General features: G+C 65.6%; 21 protein-coding genes. 10 read left to right on the top strand and 11 right to left on the bottom strand.

From position 1 onward, the window contains the following. Positions 1-57 precede the first annotated feature (57 nt). The 5 genes from FM113_RS15530 to FM113_RS15510 all read left to right on the top strand — a co-directional run bounded on the left by FM113_RS15530 (position 58) and on the right by FM113_RS15510 (position 5,580). Complete coding sequence (locus tag FM113_RS15530; protein WP_087015738.1) at positions 58-1,101, top strand: hypothetical protein; 1,044 nt, start codon at positions 58-60, stop codon at positions 1,099-1,101. Between the two features lie 5 nt (positions 1,102-1,106). After that, a complete protein-coding gene (locus FM113_RS15525; RefSeq protein WP_254909044.1) occupies positions 1,107-2,762 on the top strand; it encodes a hypothetical protein in 1,656 nt (551 codons plus the stop codon). A gap of 218 nt (positions 2,763-2,980) precedes the next feature. Further along, the gene (locus FM113_RS15520) at positions 2,981-3,676 is read left to right on the top strand and encodes an ABC transporter ATP-binding protein (RefSeq protein ID WP_087015750.1); all 696 of its coding nucleotides are present in this window, start codon (positions 2,981-2,983) and stop codon (positions 3,674-3,676) included. Then, positions 3,673-4,887 (top strand): ABC transporter permease, encoded by a 1,215-nt coding sequence (locus tag FM113_RS15515; protein ID WP_087015737.1) that lies wholly within the window; start codon positions 3,673-3,675, stop codon positions 4,885-4,887. Before FM113_RS15520 ends, FM113_RS15515 begins: the two co-directional genes overlap by 4 nt. A 132-nt stretch (positions 4,888-5,019) precedes the next feature. Beyond that, complete coding sequence (locus FM113_RS15510) at positions 5,020-5,580, top strand: hypothetical protein (protein WP_087015736.1); 561 nt, start codon at positions 5,020-5,022, stop codon at positions 5,578-5,580. 60 nt (positions 5,581-5,640) lie between these two features. On the opposite strand, the gene FM113_RS15505 is transcribed toward FM113_RS15510, so the two are convergent. Then, the gene (locus tag FM113_RS15505; RefSeq protein ID WP_087015735.1) at positions 5,641-6,690 is read right to left on the bottom strand and encodes a hemolysin family protein; all 1,050 of its coding nucleotides are present in this window, start codon (positions 6,688-6,690) and stop codon (positions 5,641-5,643) included. After that, positions 6,687-8,021 (bottom strand): hemolysin family protein, encoded by a 1,335-nt coding sequence (locus FM113_RS15500; RefSeq protein WP_087015734.1) that lies wholly within the window; start codon positions 8,019-8,021, stop codon positions 6,687-6,689. The genes FM113_RS15505 and FM113_RS15500 overlap by 4 nt, the downstream gene beginning before the upstream one ends. A gap of 244 nt (positions 8,022-8,265) precedes the next feature. Here FM113_RS15500 and FM113_RS15495 point away from each other — a divergent pair, with 244 nt between their 5' ends. The 3 genes from FM113_RS15495 to FM113_RS15485 are packed head-to-tail and all read left to right on the top strand — an operon-like array spanning position 8,266 to position 13,481. Further along, positions 8,266-11,979 (top strand): multifunctional oxoglutarate decarboxylase/oxoglutarate dehydrogenase thiamine pyrophosphate-binding subunit/dihydrolipoyllysine-residue succinyltransferase subunit, encoded by a 3,714-nt coding sequence (locus FM113_RS15495; RefSeq protein WP_254909043.1) that lies wholly within the window; start codon positions 8,266-8,268, stop codon positions 11,977-11,979. A 6-nt stretch (positions 11,980-11,985) separates the two neighbouring features. Continuing rightward, positions 11,986-12,762, top strand: a complete 777-nt coding sequence (locus FM113_RS15490; protein WP_087015732.1) for a FadR/GntR family transcriptional regulator — start codon at positions 11,986-11,988, stop codon at positions 12,760-12,762. After that, a complete protein-coding gene (locus FM113_RS15485; protein ID WP_087015731.1) occupies positions 12,759-13,481 on the top strand; it encodes a cache domain-containing protein in 723 nt (240 codons plus the stop codon). The genes FM113_RS15490 and FM113_RS15485 overlap by 4 nt, the downstream gene beginning before the upstream one ends. Here FM113_RS15485 and FM113_RS15480 read toward each other — a convergent pair. The 7 genes from FM113_RS15480 to FM113_RS15450 all read right to left on the bottom strand — a co-directional run bounded on the left by FM113_RS15480 (position 13,448) and on the right by FM113_RS15450 (position 20,019). Further along, entirely contained in the window at positions 13,448-14,608 is a 1,161-nt protein-coding gene (locus FM113_RS15480) for an MFS transporter (protein WP_087015730.1), read from the bottom strand. The genes FM113_RS15485 and FM113_RS15480 overlap by 34 nt on opposite strands. Positions 14,609-14,678: 70 nt before the next feature. After that, entirely contained in the window at positions 14,679-15,014 is a 336-nt protein-coding gene (locus FM113_RS15475; RefSeq protein ID WP_087015729.1) for a helix-turn-helix transcriptional regulator, read from the bottom strand. 119 nt (positions 15,015-15,133) lie between these two features. Then, the gene (locus FM113_RS15470; RefSeq protein WP_087015728.1) at positions 15,134-15,856 is read right to left on the bottom strand and encodes a type 1 glutamine amidotransferase; all 723 of its coding nucleotides are present in this window, start codon (positions 15,854-15,856) and stop codon (positions 15,134-15,136) included. Beyond that, positions 15,853-16,572 carry a gamma-glutamyl-gamma-aminobutyrate hydrolase family protein gene (locus FM113_RS15465; RefSeq protein ID WP_087015727.1) on the bottom strand — a complete coding sequence of 240 codons (720 nt, stop codon included), beginning with the start codon at positions 16,570-16,572 and terminating at the stop codon, positions 15,853-15,855. Before FM113_RS15465 ends, FM113_RS15470 begins: the two co-directional genes overlap by 4 nt. 2 nt (positions 16,573-16,574) lie before the next feature. After that, positions 16,575-17,294, bottom strand: a complete 720-nt coding sequence (locus tag FM113_RS15460) for an ABC transporter substrate-binding protein (RefSeq protein ID WP_254909042.1) — start codon at positions 17,292-17,294, stop codon at positions 16,575-16,577. Then, positions 17,291-18,712, bottom strand: coding sequence for a glutamine synthetase family protein (locus tag FM113_RS15455; protein WP_087015725.1), 1,422 nt, complete (start codon positions 18,710-18,712; stop codon positions 17,291-17,293). The genes FM113_RS15460 and FM113_RS15455 overlap by 4 nt, the downstream gene beginning before the upstream one ends. Positions 18,713-18,798: 86 nt before the next feature. Further along, positions 18,799-20,019 (bottom strand): cytochrome P450, encoded by a 1,221-nt coding sequence (locus FM113_RS15450; RefSeq protein WP_087015724.1) that lies wholly within the window; start codon positions 20,017-20,019, stop codon positions 18,799-18,801. Positions 20,020-20,247: 228 nt separating this feature from the next. On the opposite strand from FM113_RS15450, the gene FM113_RS15445 reads away from it, so the two are divergent. Together FM113_RS15445 and FM113_RS15440 are read left to right on the top strand one after the other, a co-directional pair. Beyond that, positions 20,248-21,567, top strand: coding sequence for an FAD-dependent oxidoreductase (locus FM113_RS15445; RefSeq protein ID WP_087015723.1), 1,320 nt, complete (start codon positions 20,248-20,250; stop codon positions 21,565-21,567). 14 nt (positions 21,568-21,581) lie between these two features. Next, entirely contained in the window at positions 21,582-22,040 is a 459-nt protein-coding gene (locus FM113_RS15440) for a flavodoxin domain-containing protein (protein ID WP_087015722.1), read from the top strand. Positions 22,041-22,106: 66 nt separating this feature from the next. Here FM113_RS15440 and FM113_RS15435 read toward each other — a convergent pair whose 3' ends face one another. Further along, on the bottom strand, positions 22,107-22,898 hold the full coding sequence (locus tag FM113_RS15435) for a gamma-glutamyl-gamma-aminobutyrate hydrolase family protein (protein ID WP_087015721.1): 792 nt from the start codon (positions 22,896-22,898) through the stop codon (positions 22,107-22,109). Between the two features lie 81 nt (positions 22,899-22,979). Continuing rightward, a complete protein-coding gene (locus FM113_RS15430) occupies positions 22,980-24,476 on the bottom strand; it encodes an APC family permease (protein WP_087015720.1) in 1,497 nt (498 codons plus the stop codon). Between the last annotated feature and the right edge of the window lie 236 nt (positions 24,477-24,712).

Here is a 24,712-nt window from a genome sequence, read left to right as displayed (position 1 = left end):
GAGATTCGCGATTCGAGTGCGGGAGAGACCCGCACCGCCGACTCCAGAAGAGGTGCCATGTCTGTACGCACGAGTTCCGCCCGGTACTGGGTTCCCGCAGCCCTTGCGATTGCCGCGCTCGCCCTCACCGGGTGCAGCGGGGATTCTGGCAAGGCGGAGAGCGGCGCCGCGTACGAGGAAGGGCCGCTCGGCAAATACATGTCGGCGCTCTGGGACGACGAAGCGATGACACAGGAGAAGTTCGACGCGGAGAACCTCAAGACCGAGGAACTCGTCGCCGCCTGTATGACCAAGGAGGGTTTCGAGTACGAGCCCAACACGAACAGTGGCGGCGTGGTCACCATGTCTGAGGAAGACTCGGAGGGCCCCGAGTGGAACTCCGAGGAATTCGCCAAGGAGTACGGCTACGGCATTGTCGACTTCCCTGGTGGTGGGGCGATGGCCGGCCCGGACGACGAGTACGTTGACCCGAACCAGAAGTACATTGATTCCCTCAGTGAATCTGAGCAGGCCGCCTTCTACGAGACTTTGCACGGCCCTGGTCCCACCGAGGAAGAAATGGCCGCCATGGAAGAGGGCGGATCCTTCACGAGCGACTGGACCCGTGAGGGCTGCTACGGTGCGGCTCGTCACGAGACGCAGCAGGACTCCCCCGGCGGGATGGCCGCGTACGAGGATCCCGAGTTCGCCGAGCTGTTCGAATCGATGAATGCCGTCTACGAGACGGTCTACTCGGAGGACAAGCTGAACCCCGAGATCGAGCAAACGAACCGCGACTGGTCCGACTGCATGGCTGAGGCGGGCTACCCCGACCTCACTGACCCGATGACGGCGCAGAACGGGCTCAGCGAGGAGTACTACGCATCGCAGGGCATGGGTGAAGACGGCGGCGAGATAAAGGAACCGACGCAGAAGGAGAAGGACGCCTTCCAGGAGCGCGAGATCGAAATGGCGACCGCCGACTTCACCTGCAAGAAGGAATTGAAGTACGAGGAGAAGCAGCAGAAGGTGCTGTTCGCGGCAGAACAGAAGTTTGTCGACGAGAACAAGGCCGCCCTCGACGCTCTCATCGCCAAGCACGGTGTAAAGAAGAAGGACTAGCTCAGGTGAAGACCCCGCGGTTCCGCGCACGTTCGCGCGCCACAAATGCCAGCGCCACTCCCGACCCTCTTGTCGACCCCGAAACCGAAACTTCGGGATCACCAGAGGGTCTGGAAAGCGGAGACGACGGAGTGAGTGCTGGCAGCGCAGACGACGCCGGAACGGCGGGGGTGCCGAGCGATTCCGGGAACACCGGCGATGGTCCCGGGACACCGGTCCCCGGGAAGAAACGCGGGAATTGGTTCCGCGGCCCGTGGTCAGGTACCCGCCTTGTCGCACTGATCGCTGCCGTTGCAGTGCTCTCGCTCCTGATCGGCGTTGCGGTGATGCAGTTCATCGTGTCCCCGGCCGAGCTCGCGGCGCGAACTGCACCACCACAGGCGGGACCGGTCACCGCCCCCGTGGAGTTGCGCGCGATCGAAAACACAGTTGTCTCCCGCGGCGACGTGACTTACGCGGACGCTGTGACGGTCACAATCGACGCGGGCGGCGGCGAGGCACGCCCCGTCGTGACCGGACACGTCCCGGAATCGGGAACTGTGTTCAACGCGGGAAACATTGCGCTCGAGGTTGCCGGCCGACCGGTCATCGTGCTGCCCGGTGGGCTGCCCGCCTATCGCACGCTCAGCGTGGGGATGCGTGGTCCCGATGTGGTGCAGCTCAAGACGGCGCTGAGCGCGATGGGCTACTGGGCCGGGGACGTCGGGTCTGATGTCTTCGAGTACGACACCGCATCGGCGCTCGGCACACTGTACGAACAGATCGGGTACCCTGCTGCCGCTGGCGGCCCGGACGCACAGGAGTCGCTGCAGCAGGCGGAGCGCGCGGCGCGCGATGCCGGGGTGCAACTGGCCCAGGCCCAGGCCGCGCTGCAGCAGGCCGTCGCCGACGGCGCGACAAATCCGCTCGCCGAGCAGGCTGCTGTGACCTCGGCAAACGATGCCCTGGTGGACGCGCAGCAGGCGCTCGCGACGGCGCAGGAGGGTGTGCTCCCCACGCTCCCCTCCAGCGAGGCACTGTTCCTCAGCGACTTGCCCCGCCGTGTGGACGACGTCAGCGTGAAGCGCGGCGACATCCTCTCAGGCTCCCCGATGACGGTTTCCGGAGCGACCCTGACGATTGTGGGAACGATCTCGAAGGAGGACGCAGAGCTGCTCAGCGAGGGTCTCACTGCGACGTTCCCCGGCCCTGATGGGGAGGACCTCACCGCGACCGTGCAGAAGATCATTGCGCCAAAGAGTGGCGGATCCGGGAATTCCGGCAACGGTGGCGACGGCTCAGGGAGCGGTGACGGGGGCGGCGACGGCGGAAATGGCGGCGGAAACGGGGGCGGCACCTCGGACTCCAGCCGGTACTCCGTACGCCTCACCCCGACCGAGCTCACCCCCGAACAGATCGATGCCCTGCGCGGCAGCAATGTCCGGGTGCGCATCCCGGTCGCGTCCACCGAGGGCGAGGTACTTGCCGTACCCATCGCCGCGCTGTCGGCGGGATCCGGCGGTGAGGATCGCGTTGAGCTGCTGATTTCCCGGGGCTCGGGCGACAATGCGAAGACCGAAAACGTGACGGTCACCGCGGGGCTTGCCGCCGACGGCTATGTGGAGATCGCATCGGACGATCCCCGGATCGAGCCGGGAGCGCAGGTCGTGGTCGGCGAATGAGCCGGATCGACGAGCTGTTCGCGGCTCCGGACGGCTCGGACCCCGCGGGTTCCGAGCCGGCGGGGTCCGAATCGGCAGGGTCTGAGCCTGCAGGGTCCGAGCCCGCGGGTTCCGAGTCCGCCGCCTCCGAAACCTCGGCAGGAACCACGCGCCGCACGCTTCGCGATCGACTCCGCGGCGCACTCCGCCCTGCGCGTGACACGGTCAGCGACGCCACGGTGGAGGGAAATCCTGAGTTCGCGGGTCCGATCATCGAGCTCGAGGACGTCACACGGTTCTTTCCCGGCCCGCCTCCCGTGAATGCGCTCCGCGGCGTGAACCTGACCGTGGAGCGCGGCGACTACCTCGCGATCGTGGGCCCATCCGGGTCCGGCAAGTCCACAATGCTCAATACCCTCGGGCTCCTCGACCGACCCAGCACCGGGCGATTCCTGTTCGAGGGCATTGACGTGGCGGGACTCAGCGACGACGAGCGTTCCGCGCTCCGCGGCCGTGCTGTGGGCTTCGTGTTCCAGTCGTTCCACCTCATGCCCACCCGCACCGTGCTCGAAAACGTGATGCTGGCGGGAACCTACGCGGGGCTCACACGCGACGAGCGGGAGCCGCTCGCCCGCACCGCCCTCGAGCGTGTGGGGCTGAGCCATCGCGTCGATTTCTCCCCGAACACGCTGTCGGGTGGTGAGCGGCAACGCGTCGCGATTGCGCGGGCGGTGTGTACCTCCCCGCGGCTCCTCCTCGCCGACGAACCGACGGGCAACCTCGACCGAGAAAACTCAGCGTCGATTATGCGTCTCTTCCAGGAACTCAGTTCCGACGGCCTCACCATCGTCATGATCACCCACGACCAGCACGTCGCCGACGTGGCCGAGCGTCGGGTGCGCATCAATGACGGCGAACTCTCGGAGCTTTCATGAGCGGTCACATTTCACTGCGAGCGCTTGTCCACGAAGCGCTCGAGGGCATCGGCTCACGCCCGTCTCGCCTCATCATCACCCTACTCGGCACCGTGCTCGGGATCGCCTCACTTGTGGCCACCATCGGGTTCGCCCAGACCGCAGCCGGGCAGATCACGCAACAATTTGATGCGCTGGCGGCCACTCGGGTGACCGTTGCCCCCGGGTCTACCCAGGGCCCGGGCGGGAAGGAGCGCGCGACCTCCAAGTTGCCCTGGGACGCCGTGGAGCGAGTCGCCCCGCTGGCAGGAATCGTGGACGCCGCGCTCATTGGCAAGCTGCCCGCCTCAGTGCGGGTCGAGGCCGTGCAGGTGCAGGATCCTTCCGAACCGCAGAAGTCCTCGCCGCCGGTGATCGCCGCGTCCCCCGCCCTCATGAAGGTAGTCAAGGGCGAACTCCAGACTGGTCGGTTCTTCGATTCAGGACACGACACGCGCCGCGACCGCGTGGTGGTGCTCGGCGCCGAGGCTGCACAGCGGCTTGGGGTGAACCGCGTCACCGGGCAACCGGCCGTCTTTATCGACGGACGCGCCTACACGGTGATCGGCATCCTGGATGCCGTCGGCACCCGCAACAACCTGCTCGATTCGGTGATCGTGCCGCTCAACACCGCACGTTCGGAGTTGTCGCTGAGCACGACGGAGAGTCTCGACATCCGCATTGACGTTGGCGCGGGCCCGGTCGTAGCCCGGCAGGCACCCATCGCCCTGAACCCGAACGCTCCGGATACGTTCAAGGTTGGGGCCCCCGCCAACTCAAACGCGCTCCAAGACCAGGTCGAATCGGACGTCAACGTGCTCTTCCTCGCCATCGGCATCGTTGCGCTGATTGGCGGTGGAATCGGCATCGCGAACGTCACACTCCTGTCCGTGTCCGAGCGGCGCGGGGAAATCGGACTGCGGCGCGCGCTCGGGGCTCGCACCCGGGATATCGCGCAGCAATTCATGCTGGAGTCGGTCACCATCGGCATCCTCGGCGGGCTCATCGGCGTTGTCGTGGGCCTCTTCGCCCTGATCAGTGTGTGTCTGGTCCAGGGGTGGACGCCGATCCTCGCGCCCTGGGCGGCCCCGGTGGGCGTGGTGGTTGGCGCGCTCGTAGGTCTGCTCGCGGGCGGCTATCCCGCGATCAAGGCGGCACGCGTGGAGCCTGTGGACGCGCTGCGCGACGCGTAGAAACGAACAGGAAGCTTTCGGGAGGCTCCCACTTTCCCCGCGTATGCTCGGCTGAGTTCGTCCATTGGGGAGGAGGTTGCGGCTGTGCCTGTACCTGTCGGGTCTGGTTCGATGATTCGTGGGAGCCGTTCAGTGCGTACCGTAGGGTTCGCCGCTGCGGTCACCGTCACGCTTCCCATGCTGCTCACCGCGTGCTCCCCCATCGCGGACACTGAGGTGTATGCCGCCCAGCTGCACGCCTCAGCCGACGCCGACATTCTCGCCATACCCACGGCGCGCGTATACGAGGTTGCCGAGACGAGTGTCGTCGCCCCCGTGAGCGGCGCGTTAGGACGCGCGCTCGACCATCAGGTCGAGTCTGCGGGTTCACTGGTCCTGAAAGACGGCGTGATTACCGAGGCGCACATCGGGCTGCACTTCGGGAGCTACCCCGAGGCCGTCTTTGAACTCACCGAGCCGGCCGTGCTACGCCGAGAAGGCAGTTCGAAGCGCACGGTCCGCGCGATCGGCACGGTCTCCGTGGACGGCATGCTGCGGCATGACATCAGCGTGCAGCTCACCCCCACGGTGCTGACGCAGGAGTCCGTCGAGTTCGACGTGCAATTCGCGGTCCCGGACAACCCCTTCCTCGTGGGGCGCAGCATCCCGCTTGATCAGTTGTCCGCGCACCTCGTCCTTGACGCTCAGCAGTAGCAGAACGGCCCGCCGCATCACCGGGTGATGGAGCGGGCCGCAGCTGAGGCGCGAGCGGAGCTACGAGGCGTAGCGCTGGCGACGGGTGGCGTCGTGCACCTCACCGACAAGTTCCTCGATCACGTCCTCAAGGAACACGACCCCGAGCTCAGTGCCCTCGGCATCCAGGATCCGAGCCAAGTGAATCCCCCGGGCCTGCATCCCCGCGAGCACATCCTCAAGCTCGGCCGTCGCGGGGAACGACACCATGTCGCGAATCCGCTTCGGCGGAATCGGCTCGGCAATGCGTTCCTCGGACAGGCGCACAAGATCCTTGATGTGGACGTAGCCGGTCAGACTGCCGTCCTCGGATGCGATTGGGTATCGGGAGAAGCCGTGCTTCGCAACCGCGGCCTCCACATCCTCGGGCGTGGACCCCGCCGGCAGGATCACCAGGCGATCAGCGGGCACAAGCAGGTCGGCGGCGCGCTTGGTGGTGAACTCAAACGCCGCGGTCAGCGCGCCGCTCCGGTCCTCGAGAACACCCTCGCGTGTGGAGTGGCTCACGATACTCGCCACTTCTTCGAGGGTGTAGGTGCTGTTCGTCTCCGACTTCGGTTCAACACCAAACAAGCGCAGCACCCCGTTTGCCATCGCGTTCAGCGCGGCAATGACGTGCTTGAGCACGCGTGACACCGCGACGAGCGGGGGCGCCAGCAACAGCACGGCCTGATCCGGGATCGAGAAGGCCGCGTTCTTCGGGATCATCTCACCGAACACAACGTGCAGGTACGTCACCATCAGCAGGGTCAGCACAAACGCCGTGACGCTCACTGCCTGAGCGGACAGTCCCGTCCAGGCAAGCGGGCCCTCGAGCAGGTGGTGGATCGACGGCTCGGACACGTTCAGGATCAGCAGCGAACACACGGTGATGCCAAGCTGGCTTGTTGCCAGCATCAGTGTCGCGTGTTCCATCGCGTACAGCGCCGTCTTCGCCCGTTTGGACCCGGCCTCAGCACGCGGCTCGATCTGGGAGCGCCGCGCCGAGATTACGGCAAACTCGGCACCGACAAAAAAGGCGTTGGCGATCAGCAAGACAACAAGCCAGACGATTCCCATCCAGTCACTCATCGGGGGCCCTCCTCCTCGTCGTCGAGTTCGCTCGGGAGCGGCACCCCGGTGTAGCGCAGACGCGCGATCCGGCGACCGTCCATACGTTCAACGCGCAGCACGCCACCGTCGGCGAGCGTGACCTCGTCTCCCACCTCGGGAATGCGTTCGAGCTCACGCAGCACGAAGCCAGCGACTGTGTCGTAGTCGTCGTCCTCGGGGATCGTGACCCCGGTTTGTTCCTGCACCTCGTCGGGGCGCAGGTCTGCAGGGAAAGTCATCTCTTCCGCCGTGCCCACGACGCCGGCCGCGGCGCGGTCGTGCTCGTCCGCGACCTCACCGACGATCTCCTCGACGAGGTCTTCGAGCGTGACAATTCCGGCGGTACCGCCGTACTCATCGACCACGATCGCGAGTTGGAAACCACTGGAGCGCAGTGCCCCAAGCAGCTGGTCCAAGCGCATCGTTTCGGGGACGCGTACCACGTCCTCGGCGAGGGCGGCCGCGGGCACGTCGCGGCGTTTGGCACGAGGCACCGCGACCGCGTGCTTGACGTGCACCACGCCCACAATGTCGTCCCGGTCATCGTCGATCACGGGGAAGCGTGAGAACCCGGAACGGCCCGAGAGCTCGAGCACATCCTGGGCGGATTCGAGGCGCTGCACGCTCTCGATCCGCAGTCTTGGGGTCATCACGTCGGCGGCTGTCAGCTCGGAGAACCGCAGCGTGCGATCCAGCAGAGTAGCCGTGTCAGCTTCCAGGAGCCCCGCGCTCGCGGAGTGTCGCACAAGTGAGGAAAGCTCCTCGGCGGATCGGGCACCCGACAGTTCTTCTTTGGGCTCGATACCGATGCTCCGCAACATGCCGTTCGCGCTGCCGTTCAGCACCAGAATCGCCGGCTTGAACGTTGCGGTGAACGCTCCCTGGGCGGGCATCACGAGCTTTGCCGTCTGCAACGGGCGGGCAAGCGCGAAGTTTTTCGGCACAAGCTCGCCGACGATCATTGAAAAGACAGTGGCGAGCGCGATGGCAATGGGCGCACTAATCGTGCGTCGCAGGTCTTCGGGCACCCCCAACGCTCCGAGCGGCGCGTCGAGAAACGCGCTGATCGACGGCTCCAGGGTGTAGCCGGCGAGCAAGGTCGTCAGCGTGATCCCGAGCTGCGCACTCGAGAGGTGCGTCGAGGTGATCGACAGCGCCCGGATCACACGGTCCAGGCCCCGCTCCCCCGCGTCGCGTCGACGCTCAAGCTCCTGCCTGTCGAGCGCAACGAGCGAAAACTCCGCCGCAACAAAGATGCCTGTTCCGACAGTGAGGATCAGTCCGATCAGCAGCAGTATCCAGTCGTTCACCAGCGGCTCCTGAGCGGTGCAGGTTGCCGCGCCGAAGCGCGGCACCTACTCGGAGGGTCTGAGGGTCTTCGAGAGTCAGAATCCATAGTGAGGGCCACTTTATCACCGCGGACTGAGAATCCGAGCCGGAGCTATGCCGCGAGTTCCCGCAGAAAGGCGTAGGGTTGATCATGGTACGGCTACGGTGCTGCACCCCGATCACCGAAACTTGCCGCGCAAGTGGCACGACCGAGAGGAACCCGCTTTGGCAGAGCGCACGGAGACCACCGATCAGGTTGGTCCCGCAGAAGACTTTGGCGCAAATGCTTGGCTCGTCGATGAATTGTGGAAACAATTCCAGATTGACAAGAACTCGGTCGACCAATCGTGGTGGCCGGTGCTGGAGCGGTACGGGAAGACCGCCCAGACGAGCGCAGGTGCACCGACCGGGGCGGCAGCGGTGCCGCCCGCGACTGCCACAGGGCCGGTGACGACGCCGATTACCTCCCCCGCTCAGCCCGCGCGCACCACAAACACGGCGCCGCGCACGACCCCGATTCCGGCCGACGCACCGCGCGCCGCGCCCGCCGCGGCAACCGCGGAAGATCCCGATGTCACAGAGGACGTCGTAACCCCGCTCAAGGGCATGGCACGCACGCTGTCCAAGAACATGGACCAGAGCCTCACGGTTCCCACCGCGACGAGCGTCCGCACGATCCCGGCGAAGCTGCTGATCGACAACCGCATTGTCATCAATAACCACCTGCGCCGCAGCCGCGGTGGCAAGATCTCCTTCACCCACCTCATCGGTTGGGCGTTGATTCAGACGCTCAAGGATTTCCCGAGCCAGAACGTCGCGTATACCGAGGTCGACGGGAAGCCCTCGATCCTGGTGCCGGCGCACGTCGGCCTCGGCATCGCAATCGACCTCCCGAAACCGGATGGCACGCGCTCGCTCATGGTTCCAGCGATCAAGCGCGCCGAGACGCTCGACTTCAACGAGTACCTCACCGCGTACGAGGACCTCGTGAAGCGCGCCCGCGGCGGCAAGCTCGCGGCCGGCGACTTCCAGGGCGGCACGGTGTCGCTCACCAACCCCGGCGGTATTGGCACGGTGCACTCCGTTCCGCGCCTCATGCAGGGCCAGGGCTGCATCATCGGCGCCGGCGCACTTGAGTACCCCGCGGAGTTCCAGGGGGCGTCCGAGGACATTCTGACCCGCCTCGGAATCTCCAAGACGATCACGCTCACCTCCACCTACGATCACCGCGTGATCCAGGGTGCCGGATCCGGCGAATTCCTGAAGCTCGTCCACGAGCGCCTGACCGGCGGCCACGATTTCTACGAGGACATCTTCGCCGCGCTGCGCATCCCGTACAAGCCGGTGCAGTGGGCCTCCGACATCCACGTCGATATCTCGGGCGCGATTGATAAAGAAGCCCGCGTTCAGGAGCTCATCAACTCGTTCCGCGTCCGCGGTCACCTCATGGCTGATACGGATCCGCTCGAGTATGTGCAGCGCACGCACCCGGACCTGGAGATCGAGTCTCACGGGCTCACGTTCTGGGACTTGGACCGCGAGTTCGTCACGGGCGGCATCGGCGGTCAGCGCACGATGAAGCTGCGCGACATCCTCGGTGTGCTGCGTGATTCGTACTGCCGCAAGATCGGCATCGAGTACATGCACATCCAGGATCCCGCGCAGCGGCTCTGGCTGCGCGAGCAGCTCGAAGTGAACTACGCAAAGCCGAGCCGCGACGAGCAGATGCGGATCCTCGAGAAGCTGAACGAGGCCGAGGCCTTTGAAACCTTCCTGCAGACCAAATATGTGGGCCAGAAGCGCTTCAGCTTGGAGGGCGGCGAATCGGTCATCCCGCTGCTCGACGCCATGCTCGTCGACGCCGCAGAGGACGGAGTCGACAGCGTCGACATCGGCATGGCACACCGCGGCCGGCTCAACGTACTCTCGAACATCGCGGGCAAGACCTACGGTCAGATCTTCCGGGAATTCGAGGGCGCACAGTCCTCGAAGGCGGGCTCCGGCGATGTGAAGTATCACCTCGGCACCACCGGCGTGTTCACGGCACCGAACGGCACCCAGGTGCCGATCCACCTTGCCGCGAATCCGTCGCATCTTGAGACCGTCAACGGCGTGCTCGAGGGCATTGTGCGTGCGAAACAGGATCTGAAGCCGATCGGCTCCTTCACCACGCTCCCGATCCTCGTCCACGGCGACGCTGCGATGGCTGGCCAGGGTGTCGTCTACGAGACGATGCAGATGTCGCAACTGCGTGGCTACCGCACGGGCGGGACGATCCACATCATCATCAATAACCAGGTGGGCTTCACCACGCTCCCCCTCGATTCCCGCTCCGCGGTGTACTCGTCGGACGTGGGCAAGGTTGTCCAGTCGCCGATCTTCCACGTGAACGGTGACGACCCCGAGTCTGTGGTGCGCGTCGCAAAGCTCGCGTACGAGTTCCGCCAGCGCTTCCACATCGACGTCGTCATCGACCTCATCTGCTACCGCCGCCGCGGGCACAACGAGGGCGACGACCCCTCGATGACGCAGCCGCTGATGACCGATCTGATTGAAGCAAAACGGTCCACCCGTCGCCTGTACACAAGCGCGCTTGTCGGCCGTGGCGACATCACCGAAGAAGAGTACGAGAAGGCCAAGCAGGACTTCCAGTCCCGGCTCGAGCTCGCATTCCAGGAGACTCACGCAGCGCAGACCGGGGCTATCCCGATCATCGACCAGAGCGGAATCGGCGAGGTCACCGAGGTGGGCGGCCCCGGCCCCGCACCTCTGGAGACCGCGGTCGATCGCAGCGTCATCGAGCGCATCGGCGACGCGCACGCAAACAAGCCCGCAGGGTTTACCGTGCATCAGAAGCTGCAGCAGCTCCTGAACAAGCGCGCGGAGATGAGCCGGAGCGGCGGAATCGACTGGGGCTTCGGCGAACTGCTCGCCCTCGGCTCCCTGCTCATGGAGGGCACCGCGGTGCGCTTCGCGGGGCAGGACGCCCGTCGCGGTACCTTCGCGCAACGCCACGCGGTATTCCACGATCGCGCGAACGGGCAAGAGTGGATCCCGCTGCTGAACCTCTCCGAGGAGCAGGCTCGGTTCTGGATCTACGATTCCTTCCTCTCGGAGTACGCCGCGCTCGCCTACGAGTACGGATATTCGCTGCAGCGCGAGGACGCCCTCGTACTGTGGGAGGCACAGTTCGGTGATTTCGCAAACACGGCGCAGGCCGTCATCGACGAGTACGTCGCCGCCGCCGAGCAGAAGTGGGGTCAGCGCTCCTCCGTCGTGATGCTGCTCCCCCACGGCTACGAGGGCCAGGGACCGGATCACTCCTCAGCACGCATTGAGCGGTACCTGCAGCTCTGTGCCGAGGACAACATGACCGTTGCCCGCCCGTCGACCCCGGCCAACTACTTCCACCTGCTGCGTCGCCAGGCCTACGCGCGGCCGCGGAAGCCGCTCATCGTGTTCACGCCGAAGTCGATGTTGCGCCTGCGCGGGGCAACCTCGAGCGTTGAAGACTTCACGACGGGCCATTTCCAGCCGGTACTCGACGACCCGAACGTTGGCGAGAAATCGCAGGTTGAGCGCGTACTGCTCGTCTCGGGCAAGATCTACTACGATCTGCGCGTGGCGCTCGATAAGAACCCGGACCCGCGCATCGCGCTCGTCCGCGTCGAGCAGTACTACCCGCTGCCCATCGTCGAGGTAGGGCGCGTCCTCACCCAGTACCAGGGCGCTGAGCTCGTGTGGGTGCAGGACGAACCGGAGAACCAGGGCGCCTGGCCGTTTATCTCGCTGGAGCTGTCGAAGCACCTTGCGAACGACCGGATCAGTGTGGTCAGCCGCGCCTCGTCCGCTGCGCCGTCCACCGGTTCGGCAAAGGTACACGCAGTCGAGCAGGAGACCCTGATCTCGCGCGCGCTGCACTTCGACACCAAGGCCTGACCCGGTATGCAGCACCCGCTCATCGGGGTATCGTCCGCCCGCGGCACTGACGCGGTGTCGGGCGTCCCCGGGGACGGGATCGCCCAGCGAATCGCCACCGCGATCTCGCTGGGCATGCTCAGTGTCGGTGAGCGCCTCCCGCCCGAGGCCGAGCTCGCCAGCCAGTTTGGCGTGGCCGTGGCGACCCTCCGCAAGGCACTCGCCACGCTGCGCGAGCAGGGTGTTGTCGAAACCCGACGCGGCCGCAACGGGGGAACATTTGTTGTGCAGGCGCCGTTCCCCACCCCCGCCACGTTGCAGGAGGCGCTGCGCCGGATCAGCACTGTCGCCCTGCGCGACTTCTTTGACGAGCACGCCGCGGTCTCCGGAATGGCGGCCCGCCTCGCCGCGGAGCGCGCGGTTCCGGGGGTGCGGACGCGGCTCGCGGAGTTCGCGTTTGAGGCTCGGGAAGCGAGTGCAGGACACGAGCGATCCCTCGCCGATAGCCGCTTCCACTTTGAAGTGGCGGTGCAAAGCCACTCGCAACGACTCCTGACCGCGGAGCAGCGTCTGCAATCGGAGCTCTCCCCGTTCCTCTGGTGTGAGGAGATCTGCAGCGCCTCGACCCAGCTCGCGTTCACCGAGCACCTCGCAATCGTGATGGCGATTGAGCAACGGCAGCCGGACGAGGCGCAGCGTCTCGCAGTAGCTCACGTACGCGAAAACATGCGCCTGATCATCGAGGGGAAGTTCGCTCTCGGGAGCGGAACAAGCCCTGACACCGCTACGGGGGCCGCCGCGTGACCGCGCCGATCGCAGACATTACCGCGGAGCTCACCGCGTGGTTTGGCGAGCGCTTCACCCAGTTGGAAGAACTCGCAGACGACCTCATCGCGGCGTTGCACCTCGGCCCGGATCGCCGCCTCGAACTCAGCGAATCTGCGCGCCGGCGCATGAAAACAACCGCGGTGCGGATGCTCGAAGCGAATCCAGTCCTCGACGGGTGCGGCCTGATCTTTGCGCGGACCGCGTTGGGCACCGAAAACGGACACCTCGAGTGGTGGGTGCGGGAAGACGAGACCCGCTTCGCACGCTACTCATTTGGTGTCGTGCCGGGCGGCGATCGCTACTACGACTACGAGCATCACGAGTGGTTCATCCGCGCGTTCCACGAGGGTGCCCCCGCGCTTGTCGGCCCCTACATCGACTATCTCGGGGTCGAGGCCTACGTAGTCACCCTGACCGTGCCAGCGGTGCTCGATGGCGTGCGCGTCGGGGCTGTGGGCAACGACATTCAGGTCGCGGATCTCGAGGCGGCGCTCCTCCCTATGCTGCTGCGCAGCCGCGCACCGCTCGCGATCGTCGGCCGCCACGGCAATGTGCTTGTGGGAAGTTCGTCACGGTTTCTCCCGGGCGAGTACGTTCCCGCGGAGCATCCGGGCTTTGCGCGGGCCACACTCGGCCCCGCCTCGGCAGGGCTCACGCTGCTCTACCCGGGCGAAGTACCGGAACGACGTAGCTGACCCACCGCGAACACCGCGATCGCGCCGACCGCGATTGTCGCCCCGAGGAGCATGATTGAGCGGGTTCCCAGAAGGGCGACCTGCGCGGCCCCCGCTGCCGAACCGAGCGCGATGCCCACGTTTGATGCGGACACAAACAGGCTGTTCCCGAATACGGGTGCTGCAGTGGATTCCCGGGCGATCACCGTTTGGCCGAGGATCAGCCCGCCGGAGTGGATGAGGCCCCAGGGGACGACAAGCAGTCCGACCGCCCAGGCGTGTGGTGCGACGGCAAACAACACGACGTAGAGCAGCACATACCCCAGGAGAAAACTCCAGAGCGTCACGCGGAGCCCCCGTGTGATCAGCGCGGCGAATATGAAGTTGCCGCCGATCATGACGACGCCGAACACCATGAGCAGCCCACTCACCGTCCCCGCCGAGATTCCGCTGACGGCTCCGAGAAACTCGGCGAAGTAGCTGTATCCGGTGAACATCGCCGCAAAGATGAGCACGGTGAGCAGGACCTGAAGCCACACTTGTGGGCGGCGCAGGATGCCCAGCTGCTGGCCGTAGCTGAGGCGCTCCCCCGCCGGAGCCCGCGGCACCCACGCCGCGATCCCGCACAACGCCAGCAGATGTACCACGGCCGCGGCGCCGAAGGCGAGTGTGAGCGAATACTGACTCGCGAGGAACGCCATCGCGGGGACCCCGAACGCGAAGCCGACAGTCACCCCAGCAAACACCCGCGCGGTCGCCGCCGTTTCTCGGCCGGGCGGCGCGAGCGCCGCGGCGGCCGCAAGCGCTACGGCGAAGAACACGGGGTGGAGCACCGCAGGGATGACCCGGAAGGCCACAAGTACCGGGAAGCTCGCCGACACTGCGTACACAAGGTTCGAGAGCGCAAACACACACATCGTGACGAGCAGCACCGACTTGCGTTCGAATCGCGATGCGAGCAGCACCCCAAACGGACCACTCACCGCCACAACGAGCGCAAAGATCCCCACGAGGAGACCGGCCTGCGCGACACTCACCTCCGCGCGCACGGCGAGTTCGGGGAGCGCCCCGACGACGCCGATTTCGGTGGTGATAATTCCAAAGACACCCAACGCAAGTGCGGCTCCGGCTCGAGAATTCTGCTGCATATGATCTTCATTCCACGTGTTTTTGGGCGCACAAAAGTCGGTTTCCGCACGGGACTGCGCGGGGCGTCGCTCAGCTCGCGAGGGCGGCGCGCATCCGAGCCGCGATCTCGCGAATCGCGGCTTCGTCGCGGCGGTAGTAGGTCCAGCGACCCTCCCGGTAGGACGTCAAGAACCCTGCGTTCTGCAGCATCTTGAGATACCCGGAGGTGACGGATTGCGAGATCCCTGCCGCCCGCTGGATGTCCTGCACGCAGACCCCATCGGCGAGATCCAGTCCGAGATCTCGATAGCGCTCGGACTCAAAGTGCACCTCGGGGTGCTTCAAAAGCTCGAGAATTTCCCGTCGCGTATCGTTCGCGAGAGCGCTGTACACCGCACCCAGGTCGATCCCCGCTTCAATATCCATAAATCTAGAATAACAGATATGAGGCGCGGGACTGTGCACGCAGAACGCAGAAGGGTGAGTTGTGGCTGCTTCCGTATCGGGAAGCAGCCACAACTCACCCTTCGGTGGCGCGGGGGTGCCTAGTCCCGGACGATCGACGCGAAGCGCTCGGCGATGCCGCCCCAGAGCTCGCGCAGCCGCGGCTCCGCCTCGCGCACCTCGGCCACCACCGCGGGTCCGGAGAGGCCAAGCTCATCAAGCCCGTCCCCCTCCTCGATGACCCAGTCTTCCGCAGTACCGGTGAGCGCTTCCGGATGAAACTGCACACCCCAGGCAGCGGGGCCCACCCGGAACGCCTGGTTTCGGCAGGCCGCGTTCGAGGCGAGTACTTCTGCCTGAGCGGGGAGCTCGGCGGCCTCCAGCCAGTGCCACTGCACCGTGGGCACTGCATCTCCAGCGAGGTCCCCAAACAGCGGATCGTCCGCGGCGTGGGCCGCGAAACCCACACTCGTGAGCCCGACCTCGGGTCCGGCCGGCATGTTCCGCACCGCTCCCCCAGTTGCGGTAGCCAAAAGCTGTGCGCCGAGACAAATCCCAAGCGTCGGCAGTTCCCGTGCGACACCCTCACGCAGGAGCGCGCGGGTCGCCGGCAGCCACGGAGCCGCGTTGTCGTCGGTGGGCCCCATCGAGCCGCCCAGGACAATCAGTCCGTCATACCCGTCCAGCGACGCGGGAAGCGGTGCACCGGCATCTGGCCCCACGGTCTCCAACGTGACACCGTGCGCGGCAATGCGATCCGCAAAGTGCCCGATCCCCGCGTTCCCCTGGTGCTCGATCACGAGTACGCGTGCCTGCTCGCTCATGCGGCGGTCCTTTCCTCTCGGGAGGCGCGCACGGCAGCGCGCTCCACAAGCCAATCAAACAGGGCCTGCTGCGTAGGGTCCGTTGCAGACGTATCCTCAGGATGCCACTGTACGGCGAGCATCTCAGCACGCTCGTGTTCGAGGGCCTCCACGATACCGTCCGCGGCACGGCCGACCACGCGCAGGCCGATGCCCACCACGTCGACGGCCTGGTGATGGTAGGACGATACCGCGAGCGAGGTCACCCCGAGCGCGGCGGCGAGCGCCGAGTCCGGCGCGAGGTCAACGGGGTGCACGCTATTGCGGTGCACACTGTCGGCGGGGAGATCCTGCACCATGGTGCCGCCGTGCTCGACATTCAGCAGCTGGAAGCCGCGGCAGATCGCGAGGACAGGAATCCCCGCGTCGATCGCGGCCGCCAACAGATCCGCCTCGAACTGGTCCTGCGCAGCGAAGTCCGCAGTCACAGTGGTGGGCAGCGCGTCCTGACCGTACCGGGCAGGATCGATGTCAAACCCCCCGGGGAGCAGAAGTCCGTCGATGCCCCGCAACCGCTCGTCAGCGGGCGACGGCCCCTCCGCGAACAGCGTGAGGGGCTCGCCGCCGGCGCGGACCACGGAGCGGAGCACCGCTGACGCCACCACAGAGCCGTCGAAGCGGAGCCCGTGGATCTGATTCGACAACATCCCGGCAACGCCAATGCGCGGTGCACCCATGGCTACGCCTGAGGCTTCAGCGGGAACGGAAGCAGCGGCATCCACCGCGTCCACACACGTTCGAGGGAGCCATCTTTTACGACCGCGGTGAGCGCGGCGTTGATCTCTGCGCGCAGCGCGTCATTGCCGGGCGCAACACCGATCCCCCAGCGATTCCCGGTGAGCACGGTGAACGCTTCGACGAAGTCGGGGTCTTCCTGTCCCAGCGGAATCATCACGACGTCGTCGTCGACAAAGCCGTCGACTTCGCCGGAACGGGTCGCCTCAATCATGTCTCGGAACACGTCGTCGCTCGCACCGAAGCTCACAAGTTCGACGCCGGGGAAGGTCTCCGCGAGCTTCATGTTCGTGGAGTTCGCGATGGCACCGATCTTGTATCCGGCGAGGTCCGACGCGGCACGCGCCGGATCGTCTGCGCGCACAATCAGTGTCTCGTTAAATACGGCGTAGGGCTGGGTGAAGTCGACAAGCGCTGCGCGCTCCTCGGTCATCCCCTGACCGCACCACACCGCGTCGGCGTCGCCACGGCGCACGGCGGGGATCATGTCTTCCCAGGGGAGCATGACCCACTCGATCGTGGCACCGAGGCGTTCGGCGACGAGGGCCGCGGCCTCGGGCTCATAGCCACCGCGGGTGATCCCGTCGGGGCTCTTCGAAAAGAGCGGCAGGGCTTCTGAATCGATGCACGCGAGTCGGAGCGTGCGGGGCGTGGTGGTGGTCACGGAATTGCCTCCCAGTACTGATCGAATTCCCACTGTGAAATCTGGCCGCAGTAGCGCGCCCATTCGTCCCGCTTGAGTTGCAGGAAGATGCGTGTGAGCTCCTCGGGCATCGCGGCCATGAGGTACTCGTCGGCCTCGAACGCTTCGATAGCGCTGCCGAGGGTGTTCGGGACAACAACGTCCGCGAGTGCCGCGCTCGGCGTGCCCGGATCGCCCGGGTCAAGCTTCGTCTCCAGGCCCCGCTCGATCGCGGCAAGGAGGTAGAGGTGGGACAGGTGCGGGTTCACGCTCGCATCGGGCAGGCGGTATTCCATCCGCCCGTTCGCGGAGATCCGGAGCGCCACGCCACGCGTATCGAGCCCCCAGTCGGCCCCGGAGGGAGCGAACTGGCCGGCATCCCAGTACCGCTTATAGGAGTTCACAGTGGACCCCATGACGAGCATCGAACCCGGGGTGTGGCGCAGCATGCCACTGATGGCGTGGCGTGCGGTTTCCGTCACGTGCAGCTCGACGCGGCCGTCCTCAATAATGTTTTCGCCGTCGCGCCAGAGGCTGAGATTGTGATGGCACCCGTTGCCCATCTTGCCGTTATACGGCTTTGCCATGAAGCTCGCGTGCAGCCCGAGCTCGCGAGCGGCCTGTTTGCAGATCTGCCTGTAGGTTGTCATCCGCTCGGCGGTGAGCTCCGCTCGGTCGAAGTCCCAGTTCAGTTCGAGTTGGCCGTCGTCCTCGTAGTCGCCCTGGATCATGGCGAAGTCCATCGCTTGTGCGTAACTGATGACCTTCTTAAACACGGGCCGCATCTTCTCGAGGTTTTCGACCTGGTAGGCGGGGCTCTGGTCATCCTTACAGGAGACTTCCATGCCGGGCCCGGTCCACGTCATCTCGGGTTCGAGTCCACTGCGCAGTTCCAGCCCGGTGCGCTCAGTGAAGGAGCGGTGTGCGGCCCGGAACAGAGCGCGGGTGTCGAGTGGGATCAGGCAGCCCGATCCCTCGCCGAGCTGCGGCGGATCATAGGCCGTGCAGAACATGCGTCCTACCTCGGGATCCCAGGGCAGCACCTGGAACGTCTCGGGTTCGGGGAGTCCCCAGAACTCGTGGGCGTCCACGCCGCCGCCGATAAGCTCGCCCTCGCGGCTCGTTTGGAGATCTGTGAGCGCGGTGCGGTGGAAGGCGATCCCCTTTCGGAGCATGCGCTCGTAGTGTTCGGCGGGCACAACCTTCGCCACGGTGCGGCTTCCGAGCGTCGGGATCATGTAGTAGATGTACTTCACGCCGGTTTCCCGGATGCGTTCGCCGAGTACCGCGAGCGTCTCGGGGCGGAGGTTTGCCTCCTGGTGGCGGGCAAACGCGGTGGTGTCGCTCAGGATCTCGCGCAGCGCGGCACCAAAGCTCCCGCCGGTCTTGAGGTCAGACATGTGGGTCCTTTCATCGTTGGAAGGTCTCTGTTCGGGCAGCACTGCCCGGGGCCGCCGAGGCGGTGGCCCAAAAGGGGTGATGCGGGTTAGCGCACCGTGAAGGTGATGGGAAGTTTGACGGGGCCGTGGTTGCCCGAGTCCGGGAGCCACTCATCGCCGCCGGGGCACGCAACCTCGGCAATGCGCTGCGCAAGCATCGGCAGCGCGATTCCCATGTCAGCTCGGGCGATGTAGTGGCCCAGGCAGTGGTGCACACCCCCACCAAAGGTCTGGTGGGGCTTGCGATCCTCTGCGTCAATGTCGATCTCGGGATTCGGGAACGCCTCGGGGTCAGTCCCACTCGACATCGTGAAGAGGTGCACGGTGGTGCCCTTCGCGATCTGCAGGCCCTCGTATTCGAAGTCCTCGTTGGCCTCCCGGGTGACCCAGCGCGTTGTCGGGTTGACCCGCAGGCCCTCTTCGAGCGCCGGCTTCGCCAGTTCTTCGGGGCGATCGGCGAGCTTCTCCCACTGCTCCGGATTGCGCATGAACGTCTGCAAGATCAGGCCGATCTGATTCCTGGTTGTGTCCATACCGCCAAACAGCATCAGCACGAGGGCGTTCCGCAGCTCCGCGTCGCTGAGCTTGTCGCCGTCCGCAGAAAACTGCACGAGTCGCGAAACAACGTCCTGCCCGGGGTTGGCCCGCCGCTCGGTGATCAACTGCTCAACGAAGTCGTACAGCTCCTGAACGGCGACGTCGATTCGCTCGATGTCGTCCTTGATCGAGACCGCGAGCGCGTAGCCGACGGTGTTGGCGCGGTCGGCGATAAAGGGCCAGTGTTCGTGGGAGAGGCCGAGCATGGCGCACAGCGCGCGCGTCGCGAACGGCTCGGCAAACGCGGCGACAAAGTCGACCTCGGCACCGCTTGCCTGGAGCGCAACCATCTCGTCGATGAGCTCCGTCGCGATCTGAGCGAACTCGGGTTCGAGGCGGCGCGCTTGAGTCGGGGAGAATGCCGGATTGAGCAGGCGTCGGATCCGGTGATGCTCGTCGCCCTCGAGGACCAGCAAGTTCTTCGACCACCACTCGTGAAACAGGCCGGAATGCACACCGTTGAGTTCGGGCCACTTGGCGCTGCCCTGGTTGAGGCTCGGGTGCTTGAGTAGCTCCGTCACCTCGCGGTAGCGCAGCACGCCAAAGCCATAGTTCGTGCGGGCAACCCAGCTGCGGGAGCGGGCGTCCCGCACTGCCTCAGAGTTCATCGCAAACTCGGGCGACGCGATATCGAGGTATGGCAGATCCGTATCCACCAAGATTCCGGGCATTCGTACTCCTTCGTCGAACGTCATCCAACGCTGTTGCCGTGGACGACCGGTTGAAAATAAGTTATCGATGAATGTTTTATTTTGCAAGTGCATCAAAGGATCTCTCGACACAAAGTTGTGCAATGTGATTAAAACATTCACAAGTGCAATGTTTATCGATACACTTGCGGCAACCGGTCTCGCAGCGCGGCGAGATTCGGGCCGAACCGATCACGCGAAGGAGCTGTGATGCCGTCCCTCCCGACCCCCCGCATCGCCATCATCGGCAGCGGCCCCGCCGGCTGCTATCTGGCGCAGTCACTCGTGCGCTCGTTGCCCGGGTGCGAGCTCACCCTGTTTGACAGGCTCCCTTCCCCGTTCGGCCTGATCCGCTATGGAATCGCTGCCGACCACCAGCACACCAAGGCAATCACCCGGCAGTTCGAGCGGCTCTTCGCCGCGCCGAACGTTCGCTTTGCCGGCGATGTCGCGATTGACACCGATGGCGTGATCGGTGCCGACGTCACGCTCGCCGAGCTCCAGGAGCACTTCGACGCGGTTGTATTCGCCACTGGACTGAGCGCCGACCGGGCGCTCACGGTTCCCGGTGGCACACTTCCCGGGGTCGTGGGCGCGGGCGCGCTCACGCGCGTGTTGAACGCACACCCCGATACGGCCGCAGCGCTCCCCGAGCTCGGCGCCGACGTTGTCATCGTCGGAGCCGGAAACGTCGCGCTCGACGTACTGCGCTTCCTCGTCAAAGACAAGGAAGGCTACGCGCAGAGCGACGTCGCCGACACGGCGCTCGCGCCCTATCTCGCGGATCCCGCGCAACGCATCACGATTCTCAGCCGCTCAGACGTCGCGCACGCGAAGGGCGACCCGCAGATGTTCAAGGAACTCGCGGGCCTGGAGCGTGGTCGCTACACAACAGATGCCGCGGCACTCACCTTGCCTGAGGGTGCGGATCGGACCACAACCGCTCGGGTCGCGGCGGTCGCAGAGCTCACCGCGCCGGACCGGCCGGCACACCCCGGCCCGAACGTCACGCTCCACTTCGGGGCGGTCCCCGTGCGCTTTGAGGGCACAGACCGCGTCACCGGGGTCACGGTCGAGCTCGGTGGTGTCACACGACTGATCCCGGCGACCGCGGTGATCACCGCAATCGGCTTTGATGGGCTGGCAAGCAACGGCGACGCCGCGAACCTCTCCGCGCTCCCGGCCGCCTCTCCCACCGGCAGAATTCGCCCGGGCGTCTATCGCACGGGCTGGGCCAAGCGCGGCCCGAACGGCGCGATCCCCGAGAACCGAGCGTGCGCCAAGTCCGTGGCCGAGGAGATCGTCGCAGACCTTTCGGACGGGACACTCGCCACCGATCCCGGAAAGTTTGGTTTCGGAGGGCTCCCTGCCAGGGTTCAGGACCGCGCCATCAGTTTCGCGCAGTGGCAGGTCCTCGACGCCCATGAGTGCGCAACAGCCCGTCCCGGCCGCGTCCGCACAAAACTCCCCGACCACACCCAAATGGCCGCCATCGCTCGCGGTGCGGCACTCCCCCAGGCCCAGGCATGAAAGGACATCCTCCTGTGAAATTCACGGTTCTCTACGGCACAGAATCCGGCAACTCAGAGCTGATCGCCGAGGATCTCGGCGCGAAGCTGCGCGAGACCCACGACGACGTCGAGGTCTTCGACCTGCAGGATTTCGACCCTGCCGGGCTTGTTCCTGAGCGCTTTGTGGTGATCGTCTGCTCCACGCACGGCGAAGGCGATCCGCCCAATACGGCGCTGCCGTTCATCGAGGCCTTCGATGCCGCGCCGCCCACCTTGGGCGGCGTACGCTACGCGGTGTTCGGGCTCGGCGACACGTTCTACGAAGAGACCTACAGCCAGGGCAGCGAACACCTCGACCGCCGCTTCGCAGCGCAGGGCGCCGTGCGCGTTGGTGAGTACGGGCGGCACGACGCCTCATCGTGGGATCTCGGCAGCGACGTGGCGCTTGAGTGGCTGCCCGGCGTGCTGGACGCCGCGAGCGTAGCCGCGTAGTCGAGTCACGCCGAAGGGGGCCTTGCCGGTGATGGATCCACCGGCAAGGCCCCCTTCGGCGTTGCGTTACCGCGCTGCGGCCCGCGTCCTGGCTCGCGCCACGACCTCGCCAAAGATCCGCGCCCGATCCTCCGGGTTCGCGGCGGGCTCCTCCGGATGCCACTGCACACCGACGACCCAGCTCGCGAGGCGATGCTCAGTCCCCTCGATGATCCCGTCGTGGGCACGCGCGCTTACGCGAAGCTCCGGCCCCACGGTCGCCACGGCCTGATGGTGCCCGTTTCGGACAGTAACTGCAGTGCGCCCCAGGATCCGCGCGATCTCCGATCCCGGTTCGAGCAGCACCTCCTCGTCAATGAAGAGCGGCGACTGCCCACGGTGCAGTTGCCAGTTCTCGATGTCGGGGATGAGCGTGCCGCCGAACGCGACGCTGAGGAGCTGCGAGCCGCGACAGATCGCGAGCGTCGGAAGATCCCGCGCCACGCTGTCCTGGATCGCCGCAAGGCAAAACTCGTCGGCGCGCTGATCCACCCCGTACTCGTTCGCGGGCGGCTGCCCGTCGTACCCGTAGCAGGCACCGGCAACGTCACCCCCGCCCAGAAACACGATCCCGTCGGCCTCCGCGAGCAGCGCGGCGTGCTCGGCTCGCGCCGGATCCGCGGAATCCACAAGGCGTGGCCGACCACCCGCCGCACGAACCGCATCAAAGGCGATCCGCGTGAAGGAATCTTGCAGGTCATGCGCACCCCGATCCATCCCGGGGAACGTCAACGAGACAACCATCGGGATCAGCGGGCCATCCGCGCGCTCCCCCGCTGTGGCGAGGAACGGGGCGGGATCGACAGCGAGATCTGACATATGCAGAGCCTTTCTGAGGTGCCCGGGCGCGGGAGCGCCCTCGGCCCGATCGGGCCGAGGGCGCTCCCGCGTCGGGATTTCTTAGCGGACGGTCTTGATGGGGCCACTCGCATCGGCGGCCGGCGCGTCACCGCGCTGGTACGCCTTGGATACGAGCATGTAGATCCAGCCGACGGCAATGACGCCGACGGTGGTCATGATGAGCAGGTAGTCCTCCGCCCAGCCGCCACCCGTGGGGCGCGGCCAGAGGATGTTCGCCACAGCGGCGACGCCCCAGACGAGCGCAATGATGTTCACTGGGTAGGCCCAGGCACCAAGGCGGAACTTCCCGGCGGGCTTCCACCCCATGATCCGAGCTCGAAGTGCGGCGAGCACGACCATCTGGAAGCCCATGTAGATACCGACGGTGCCAAAGCCCACCATTGCAGTGAGCGCATTCTCGAGCAGCAGCGAGAACACAACGACGGCCGCCGGGAAGAGCGCAGCCATGAGCAGCGCGTTGTGCGGCACGTGGCGACGCTCATTGAACTTTGCGAGGAAGTGGGACGCCGGGAGGAAGCCATCTCGGCCCATCGAGTAGATGAGGCGGCTCGCGGCGGCCTGCAGGCTCGTGATGCAGGAGAGGAATGCGACGACGATCACAAACATGACGACGGGGAAGATCGGGCCGAATGCGTTGTGCAGCATCGCACCAATGGGATCGGCGTCCTCACCACTCGCGACGGCCTGGAAGTCGGGCACCGCCAGCACGAGCGAGAATACAAGCAGGTTCGCGGCAAAACCGCCGATGTATAGCGTCATGCGCATCGCCTTGGGAACGCGACGGCTCGGATCCTTGATTTCTTCCGCAACGTCACCGTTGGCTTCGAAGCCGTAGTAGGCGAACATACCGATGAGCGCGGCCGCGGCGAAGGCACCGAGGTACCCGCCGGGAGCATCATTTCCGATGCCCTGATTGTCGAAGAAGATCGAGAAGTCGTGCTGTCGGTGGAAGAGCACAAGGTAGAGGCTAATCACCACGGCCCCGATCATCTCTGCGATCAGGCCGACGGTCGCCGCGAGGCTGAGCACCTTGGTGCCTGAGAAGTTCAGGATCGTGGCGATCACGAGGGTGCCGAGTGCGACAAGCACCGTACCCCCGGCGCCCAGCTCGGTCCCGAAGACCGAGGCAATGAACGGCGCGGCACCGTAGGCGACCGCGGCAATCGTTCCGACAAGGGCGACAACGTAGATCCAGCCGTTCATCCACGCCCACTTGCGCCCCCAGAGGCGCCGGGACCAGGGATACACTCCGCCGGCGACCGGATAGTTCGAGACGACCTCACCGAAGATGAGGGCCACAAAGAACTGGCCAACGAGGGCGATGACAAGCGCCCAAGCCATCGGCGGGCCGGCTTGGCCGAGGGAGATCGCGAACATCGAGTAGATGCCGGCGATGGGCGAGAGGTAGGTGAATCCGAGGGACACGTTGCCCCAGAAGCTCATCTCCCGCTTGAACGTCGTGTCGTATGAGTAGCCGAGGGACGCGAGGTGCGCGGCATCCTCGTCATGCTCGAGGACTGTATTTTCGTGTGACATGGTCGCTGAGTACTCCCTTGTACGTCGACGGTTCGGGCGTCCTCGCCAGCGAGAACTAGATTCAACCTACATCTAGATGTTTTTATCGGCAAGCCATTAGAAGAAAGAGTGCGTCAATTCCGTGCCGTTTCTACAAAATTCATTTGTCAATGCATGAATAAGACCCATTTGTGAACCGATTCCCGAGTCACAGACACAACCGGGGCCGGGGATCCACACTGGATACCCGGCCCCGG

Source organism: Leucobacter sp. 7(1) (genome assembly GCF_900163635.1).
In the GTDB taxonomy this organism is placed as follows: domain Bacteria; phylum Actinomycetota; class Actinomycetes; order Actinomycetales; family Microbacteriaceae; genus Leucobacter.
The sequence above is the reverse complement of the archived record's forward strand: the minus strand, read 5'-3'. Positions and strand labels throughout refer to the sequence as shown.